6 protein-coding genes are annotated in these 6,698 nt (G+C 75.6%); 2 read left to right on the top strand and 4 right to left on the bottom strand.

Annotation, left to right across the window (positions count from 1 at the left end):
- The first annotated feature begins 64 nt into the window (after positions 1 to 64).
- Complete coding sequence (locus ACIP4P_RS34090) at positions 65 to 1,093, top strand: TetR/AcrR family transcriptional regulator C-terminal domain-containing protein (RefSeq protein WP_400925130.1); 1,029 nt, start codon at positions 65 to 67, stop codon at positions 1,091 to 1,093.
- A gap of 122 nt (positions 1,094 to 1,215) precedes the next feature.
- Here the strand turns inward: ACIP4P_RS34090 and ACIP4P_RS34095 are convergent, their stop codons facing one another.
- The 3 genes from ACIP4P_RS34095 to ACIP4P_RS34105 all read right to left on the bottom strand — a co-directional run bounded on the left by ACIP4P_RS34095 (position 1,216) and on the right by ACIP4P_RS34105 (position 4,769).
- On the bottom strand, positions 1,216 to 3,066 hold the full coding sequence (locus ACIP4P_RS34095; protein ID WP_400925132.1) for a hypothetical protein: 1,851 nt from the start codon (positions 3,064 to 3,066) through the stop codon (positions 1,216 to 1,218).
- Positions 3,067 to 3,205: 139 nt separating this feature from the next.
- Complete coding sequence (locus ACIP4P_RS34100) at positions 3,206 to 4,036, bottom strand: TetR/AcrR family transcriptional regulator (RefSeq protein ID WP_400925189.1); 831 nt, start codon at positions 4,034 to 4,036, stop codon at positions 3,206 to 3,208.
- A gap of 184 nt (positions 4,037 to 4,220) precedes the next feature.
- On the bottom strand, positions 4,221 to 4,769 hold the full coding sequence (locus tag ACIP4P_RS34105; protein WP_400925134.1) for an NUDIX hydrolase: 549 nt from the start codon (positions 4,767 to 4,769) through the stop codon (positions 4,221 to 4,223).
- An 82-nt stretch (positions 4,770 to 4,851) separates the two neighbouring features.
- Between ACIP4P_RS34105 and ACIP4P_RS34110 the strand changes: the two genes are divergently transcribed.
- Positions 4,852 to 6,078: a serine hydrolase domain-containing protein gene (locus tag ACIP4P_RS34110; protein ID WP_400925136.1), complete on the top strand. Its 1,227-nt coding sequence runs from the start codon at positions 4,852 to 4,854 to the stop codon at positions 6,076 to 6,078.
- Between the two features lie 13 nt (positions 6,079 to 6,091).
- Here ACIP4P_RS34110 and ACIP4P_RS34115 read toward each other — a convergent pair whose 3' ends face one another.
- The gene (locus ACIP4P_RS34115; protein ID WP_350512798.1) at positions 6,092 to 6,415 is read right to left on the bottom strand and encodes a nuclear transport factor 2 family protein; all 324 of its coding nucleotides are present in this window, start codon (positions 6,413 to 6,415) and stop codon (positions 6,092 to 6,094) included.
- Positions 6,416 to 6,698: the final 283 nt, after the last annotated feature.

The raw sequence follows: 6,698 nt of genomic DNA on the forward strand, positions 1-6,698 counted from the left end.
CGGCTGCTAGCGTGTGCGCCGGCCGTGCGCCAGCGCGGTGGGTCGAGCGGGTGGTGGTGTTGTGGTGGAGAGCGGGACGCCTTCGGAGCGGATCACGGCCGAGCTTCGACGCCGCATCACGACAGGGGAGTTGAAGCCGGGCGCGCGGGTGCCCTCGACGCGGCGGATCATGCAGGAGTGGGGCGTGGCGATGGCCACCGCCACCAAGGTGCTGAACCGGCTGCGGGAGGACGGACTGGTGCGGGCCGTGCCGGGGGTGGGGACGGTGGTGGCGGCCGGGCCGGGTGGCTCGGCTGTTCCAACGTCCGCTGCTGGTGCGGCCGTTGCCGCTGGGCGGGCGGCCGGTGCGGCGGGTACGACAGGTGCCGCGGGTGCGGCAGGCGCGCGGCGGGGCCGGGGTGGGGAGCGGGAGCTCGGCCGGGAGCGGATCGTCGCGGCGGCGGTGGGGGTGGCCGACCGCGAGGGCCTGGCGGCGCTGTCGATGCGCCGGGTCGCGACCGAGCTGGGCGTCGCGACCATGTCCCTCTACCGTCATGTGCCGGGCAAGGACGAGCTGTTGCGGCTGATGATGGACCGGGTCTTCGGCGAGCACCCGCTGCCCGCGGAGCGGGCGTCGGACTGGCGGGCGGGGCTGGAGGAGGTCTCCCGGCTGCAGTGGCGGATCTACCGGCTCCACCCGTGGCTGGCGTCCACGATGTCCTTCACCCGGCCGGTGCTGGCGCCGGACGCGGCGCTGCACACCGAGCGGGCGATGGGGGCACTGGTGGGGGTGGGGCTGACCGGCGAGGAGGTGGCCCAGGCCGCCGTCACCCTGGCGGCGTTCACCTGCGGGCTGGCCGTCCACTTCGAGCGGGAGGCGCAGGCCGAGCAGGACAGCGGGATGTCCGCGGACGAGTGGATGGACCGGCTGGACGACGAGGACCACGACCGGCTGATGGCGGACCCGGAGCGCTTCCCGATGTTCGACGCGCTGAACCGGGGGCCGGAGATCGACATGAGCCTGGAGGCGCTGTTCGAGTTCGGGCTGGCGCGGATGCTGGACGGGGTGGGGGCGCTGATCGCCGCGCGGGGGAGCGGGACGGCGGACGGATGACGGCGAACAGATGACAACTGACGGATTTCAGCGAACAACATCTGAAATCTGTCAGTTGTCATCTGTCGGTTGTCCGCTGTGCTCCCCGCGTCTCTGCTCCCCGGGTCTCGGGGCGCGGGTGGTCAGCCGAACGGTCGGTGCTCCGGCTCCGCGTCGGCCCCGCCCTCGGCGCCCGCCCCCGCTTCCTCCGCGGTGGGGGTCTGGCCGGAGATGCCGAAGGGGTCGAAGTCCGGAGGGGGGATCATCACCGGGGTGCCCTTGCGACGGGTCGGCTCCGCCTCCTTCGCCTGCTGCGCCGCCGGGGTGTCCACCGGGGCGGCCTGCGCAGGGATCAGCGGAGGCGTGGAGGGCGGCGGCGGGACGGCCGGGCCCTGGGCGGCGACGGTGGTGCCGAAGGGGTCGGGCTGCTGCTCACCCGGGAGCGTCGTCCCGAACGGGTCCGGCGCCGCCGCGGCTCCGGCGGGCTGGGCGGAGGGTGCGTCGAGGGTCGGGGTCTGGCCGGAGATGCCGAAGGGGTCGAAGTCCGGCGGGGGGATCATCACCGGGGTGCCCTTGCGGCGGGCCGGCTCCGCCTCCTTCGCCGCTTCCTGCGCGGCCTCCTCCGCCGCGACCGGCGCGAAGGGGTTGAAGTCGGCGGGCGGGATCCGCACCGGGGTGCCGCGCAGGTGCACCGGCTGCTCGGCCGGCGCCGCCACCGGCTCCTCCGCCACCGGGGCGGTCGGCGGAGCGGCGGGTGTCGCCGCTGCGGCCGTTGGGGCAGCGGCCGTCGGGACCGTGACCGCCGCCGTGAGCGGCACGCCGTCCCAGCCGAACTGGATGCTCTTCAGCAGTTCCGCGAACGCCTCCGTGTACAGCTCCCAGTCCTCCGGCCGGGCCGTGGACAACTGGACGCAGAGCACCGTTCCGCCGTCCGGCAGCGGCACGAAGGCCTGCACGGCCGAGGTGACCACCCAGCGTCGCTGCCCGTCGGCGGCCAGCGCCCCGGGCACCGGGACGGTCCGGCCCTCGACCAGGACGGCGGCCGGCCCGGCGGGCAGCAGCACCGTCCAGACCTCGGCGTGCCGCCGTACGGTGGCCAGCTCGGTGGCGAGTGCGGTGATCGGCAGTGGGTGCCGGGCGAGCGAGACGACCAGGGCGGCCTCGGAGGCGCGCCCGTCCAGGTCCAGCGCGCACACGCCCGCGTAGCGGACCCCGGCGTCCTGGAGCAGGTCGGTCAGGGTCGCGGAGACCACCGCGAAGTCGCGGCGCGGCTCCGGGCCGGTGGCGCTGAACAGCTCCTCGGCGACCTCGGCCAGGTGCCGGGTCAGCTCGGCGGCCGCCGCCACGGTGGCCCGGTCGGCGCCGTCGGCCTCCGCGGCCGCGCCGTCGTCCGGGAGCACGGGGAGCACGGGGAGCGTACGGGCGGAGACCCCGGCGGGTCCGCCGGGGGAGGTCAGCGGGTGGAAGCCCGGCGGGACGACCAACCGGACCTCGGCGCCCGCACCGGTGGCCAGTTCGACCGGTTGCCGGGTCTGCTGCCCGGCCGCCAGCGCGGCCAGCGCCGGAGCGAACGGCGGGCGGAGCTTGGCGTCGGCGAACTCGCCGGTGACCGGCAGCTGGAACAGCGCGGCCGAGGTGGTGCCCCGGTCGGCGATGGCGCCGCGCACCGCCCCGCCGCCGTAGCGGGCGTGCAGCGCGGTCGTCACCCGGTCGGCGACCCGGGCGCCGGTGCCCGGCCGGGCCGTTCCGGCGGTGATCACCGTGCCGAGCCGGTGGAGGGCCTCGTGCACCGGCCCGTTGGGCGCCAGCGGCAGGCCGAACAGCGCCTCGGCGGCAGGGTGTTCAGCCGGTGCCGGGGCGCTCAGCGCGGCGGCCGGGTGGCGCGAGGTGTGCTCGTCGAAGAGGGCGTCGGTGAGCGTGCCGAGGGTCGCGCAGACCTGCTCGGCTGCCGCGAAGGGGTTGGCCTCCGCACTGAACTGGACGTCCTGGGTCAACTGGTGAGCCCCCCGCTCTGCTCCGTCTGCCGTCGGTGGTTCGGGTCGGACCGGACCCGCCCGGGCGGCGGTCCGTCAGGTCCCCGCCCATTCCTATCAGAGCCCACCGTCGTCACCGAACCGCAGGATCACCCGATGATCAGTCGACTGGGGCCTCGGCCGGACCCCGCGTGGCCTGCGCGGACCCTTCGTCCACGGTTCCTGCGGTCACGTCCGCCGCGTTTGCCACGTCCGCAGGGTCTGCCGCGTCCCCCGCCGTCGGTGTTCCGGCGGCCAGCGCGGTGAGCGCGTCCAGGATGCCCGGGACGGCGAGCAGCCCGGCGAGGTCCCGGACCAGCCGCCCGGACGGCCCGTCGGGCCGCTCGTCGGCGAAGAAGGAGGCCAGCTCGACGGCGAGCGCGGGCTCCCGGGCGGCGGTGAGGGTGAGCGAGGCGACGAACTCCTGCACCAGGTGCAGTTGCAGCTCCTCCAGCGGGACGGACCGCTCGGCCAGCCACTCCAGCGAGGTGATCTCGGCGTTGGCGATCCACGCCCGGACGGTCAGCCGCAGCCCGGCACTCGGCGCGGGGACGGCCAGGTGGGTGAGGATCTGGTCGTGCGCGGCCCGGCGCACCTCGTCGATCACCGCCGAGGTGCCCGCACTGGCCGCCACCGAGCCGCCCCGCAGCAGCGCGGCGAAGCCCGGCCCGTGGCTCTGCACGAAGTCCAGGTAGCGGCCCATCACCCGGTACAGCCGCTCCGACAGCGGCCCCTCCATCGGCTCCTCGAAGCGTGCCGCGAGCTCCCGCCCGGCGCGCCGCAGCGAGGCCTCGTACAGGGCCTGCTTGCCCGGGAAGTAGTGGTAGACCAGCGGTCGGGAGGCGCCCGCGGCGGCGGCGATGTCGTCGATCGACACCTCCTCCGGCGGCCGGCGGCTGAACAGCTCCAGGGCCACGGCGATCAGCTGCTCCCGCCGCTCGTCCACGCTCAGCCGTCGGCGCGGCCGCTCTCCCGCCGTCGCCCGGTCGGGTGCGGCGGCGGTCCGTGCTGCGCGGTCGGCCGTCGGCGACGGCGTACGGGAGGCCATGCGCGCAGCCTATCCGGCGGTGCTCCGACCGCCCATGCCGCCCGTCCGGCGGCCCGCGCCGCCCGTCGGGCCCGCTCGGCGCCGCCCGTCAGGCCTGCCCGGCGCGGAGCTCCAGGTAGCGGTGGTAGGCCTCCAGGCCGTCGGGGACGAAGGTGTCGCGGCTCAGCCGGTCGGCCAGCTCGGCGGGGGTGAGCCAGGTGTGCCAGGCGACCTCGGACTCCTGCGGGGAGACCGGGCCGTCCCACTCCGCCTCGTACATGTCGCACCACCAGGAGAGCTTGCCGCCGTCGGGCTCCCGGTACAGGAACTTGAACAGCGGGCGCGGGACGATGCCCCGCACGCCGAGCTCCTCCTCGGCCTCCCGGACGGAGGCCTCGGCGTACGTCTCGCCGGAGCCGACCACGCCGCCGACGAACATGTCGTACGCGCCGGGGGCGAACAGCTTGGTGTCGGTGCGCCGGTGGACGAAGATCCGGCCGGCCGGGTCGCGGACCAGGATGAAGACGCAGCGGTGGGTCAGCCCCCGCCGGTACACCTCGCCGCGCAGTGCCGTCCCGATCACCCGGTCCTGCTCGTCCACGACGTCCAGCAGCTCTTCGGCGGGGTTGGTCACGGGCTTGATCACAGGCTTGGTCATGGGTGTCAGGTTAGGGTTTCGGGGCCCGCTTCGAACGCGGGATCGACGGAACACGTGGTGACGGACGGGCGGAGGGCGGCGCATGGTGGTGGAGATCTGGGGCGAGACGGCCGAGGGGTTCGAGCCCGTGCGGGAGGCCTTCGCACGGAACTTCGCCGAGTACGGCGAGCTGGGCGCGGCGTTCGCGCTGTACCTGCGCGGCCGCAAGGTGGTCGACCTGTGGGGCGGTGACGCCCGGCCCGAGGTGGGCGGGCGGCCCGCGCCCGCGGTGCCGTGGACGGCGGACACCGCCCAGGTGCTGCGCTCGGTCACCAAGGGCCTGACCGCGGCCACCGCATTGCTGCTGGCCGAGCGCGGCCGGCTCGACCTGGACGCGCCGGTGGCCTCGTACTGGCCGGAGTTCGCGGCGGCGGGCAAGGGCGCGGTGCCGGTGCGCTGGCTGCTGTCGCACCAGGTCGGGGTGCCGGCGCTGGACGTGCCGCTGCGGCTGGAGGACGTGCTGACCTGGGAGCGGGCTGCGGCCGCGGTGGCGGCGCAGGAGCCGGCCTGGGAGCCGGGGACGGCGCACGGCTACCACCCGTACACCTTCGGCTGGTTGGTCGGTGAGGTGGTGCGCCGGGCGAGCGGTCGTACGGTCGGACAGTACTTCGCCGAGGAGATCGCCCGGCCGCTCGGGCTGGACCTGTGGATCGGCCTGCCGGCCGCCGCCGCACCGCGGGTCGGCAAGCTGGTCGACCTGCCCGCCCCGGAGGCGGCCCGGACCGGGCCGAGCGGGCTGCGGCTGCGGCCCAAGCAGTCCGTCCGGGACGCCTACCAGGACCCGACGTCGCTGACCGCCCGTGCCTTCGCCTCGGTGCTGCCCGGGGTGAACATGAACGACCCGGCGGTGCAGGCGGCCGAGATCCCCGGTGCGAACGGCATCGGCACCGCCCGGTCGGTGGCCCGGTTCTACGCGGGCCTGATCGGCGTGGCCGACCGCCCGGACGGCTCCGGCGCCCTGCTGCCGCCGCTGCTCGGCCCGGAGGTGCTGGCCCGCGCGGTCGGACCGGTGGTGTCCGGACCGGACCGGGTGCTGATCGTCAACTCGACCTTCGGGCTGGGCTTCTGGCGGCACGGCCCGACCGCGCCGATGGCCTCCCCGGCGAGCTTCGGCCACCCGGGCCGGGGCGGGTCGCTGGGCTTCGCCGACCCGGAGCTGGGGCTCGGTTTCGGGTACGTCACCAACGGGATGCAGCCGGGCGTCACCGGGGACGTGCGGTCGCGCAACCTGATCCGCGCGGTCCGGGGATGTCTGGGGCTGGGGATGTAGGGCCCGCCGGGGCTCAGGCCTGGCCGGTGTCGAAGCGGCTGATCTTCCCGCCGGCGACGGTGAAGCGCCAGGCGGTGCGCATCGCGCCCCAGGTGTCGTTGGTGAAGTCGGCGACCACGGCGTGGCCGTCGTGCGACTCGGTCTGGACGGCCATGCGGCCGTTCACGGAGAAGATCTCCCGCTCGGTCCAGTCGGCGAGGTCGCGGTCGCTGCCGTCGTCGGACATGGTCGCGCCGGGGGCCAGGGCGGCGGCGAAGGCGTCGCGGTCGCCCGCGTTGATCGCGATGACGAAGGCGCGGACGGCCGGGTCGCTGAGCTTGGCGGGGGCGATGGTCATGCCGGACTCCTCGGGAGGGGCGGGGAACGGGGAGTCCTGTCTACGGCGTTCGCGCGGGTCGTTCGGGCATGTCGGCGGCGCGTCGGCGAAATCAGGGGATTCATGTGCTTAGATCCCGAACCAGGCGATTTGCCCGAATAGGCCCGCCACGGGGAGTGGCGGTGGGGGGGGGGGGGCCCCCCGGGGGCCCCCCCCCCGCCCGGGGGGGGGGGGGGGGGGACGGCCCGGGGGGCCCCCCAGGGGTGGGGAGGACGCCCCGGGACCGGCCCCCGGGCCCATAAAA

Origin of the sequence: Kitasatospora sp. NPDC089509 (genome assembly GCF_044749365.1) — a bacterium.
Taxonomy (GTDB): Bacteria; Actinomycetota; Actinomycetes; order Streptomycetales; family Streptomycetaceae; genus Kitasatospora.

Coding starts and splice junctions, on each gene's coding strand:
- ACIP4P_RS34105 (WP_400925134.1), bottom strand. CDS start 4,769: ATGACCAAGCCTGTGATCAAGCCCGTGACCAACCCCGCCGAAGAGCTG.
- ACIP4P_RS34110 (WP_400925136.1), top strand. CDS start 4,852: ATGGTGGTGGAGATCTGGGGCGAGACGGCCGAGGGGTTCGAGCCCGTG.
- ACIP4P_RS34115 (WP_350512798.1), bottom strand. CDS start 6,415: ATGACCATCGCCCCCGCCAAGCTCAGCGACCCGGCCGTCCGCGCCTTC.